At 61.9% G+C, this 855-nt stretch carries 1 pseudogene; it reads left to right on the top strand.

Features of this window, described 5'->3' with window-relative positions:
• Window positions 1–93: 93 nt before the first annotated feature.
• A pseudogene (locus AO065_RS27510) lies at window positions 94–855 on the top strand (transposase family protein); the annotation flags it as partial.

Here is an 855-nt window from a genome sequence, read left to right as displayed (position 1 = left end):
AAACACGCCTCACGATGATCGAACGGGTCTGCTGCACGGATAGGTGACATCTGATCTGTGGTGCCGAGAGGTGCCGCTGGAAGGATGTGCACCATGCCGAAGCCCTATCCCCGAGAGTTCCGTGAGGACGTTGTTCGGGTTGCCCGCAGTCGCGAGCCCGGAATGCTGTTGAAGCAGATCGCCGCCGACTTCGGGATCAGTGAATCCTGCCTGACGGGTTGGCTGAAAGTGGCCGATATCGAGGACGGAATCAAATCAGGAACTACCGGTGAGGACGTGGTCGAGAACCGGGAACTGCGCAAGCGAATCCGGTTGCTCGAGCAGGAGAACGAAGTCTTGCGCCGTGCTGCCGCCTATCTTTCCCAGGCGAACCTGCCGGGAAAATGATGTACCCGCTCGTTCGTGAGCTGGCCGAGGACGGCATTCCCGTCACGGTGACGTGCCGGGTACTCGAGATCGCTCGCCAGCCCTACTACCGGTGGCTGGCTGACCCGGTGACCGATGCCGACCTCGCGGAGGCCTACCGGGCGAACGCTCTGTTCAGGGCCCATAAGGACGACCCGGAGTTCGGCTACCGGTTCCTGTTCTACGAGGCTCGCGACGCCGGCCAGGTGATGGCCGAGCGCACAGCGTGGCGGATCTGCTCGAACAACGGCTGGTGGAGTGTGTTCGGCAAGAAACGCGGAAAAGCCAAGCGCCCGGGGCCTGCGGTCCACGACGACCACGTCCAACGCAACTTCACCGCCGATGCTGCGAATCAGCTGTGGCTGGGCGACATCACAGAGCATTGGACGAGCGAAGGCAAGCTCTACCTGTGCGCGTTCAAAGACGTATTCTCCAACCGGATCGTTGGCT

The sequence above is a fragment of the Pseudomonas viridiflava genome, assembly GCF_001642795.1.
Lineage (GTDB): Bacteria > Pseudomonadota > Gammaproteobacteria > Pseudomonadales > Pseudomonadaceae > Aquipseudomonas > Aquipseudomonas viridiflava.
Note: the sequence above shows the minus strand (reverse complement) of the source record. Positions and strands in the feature narration are given on the sequence as shown.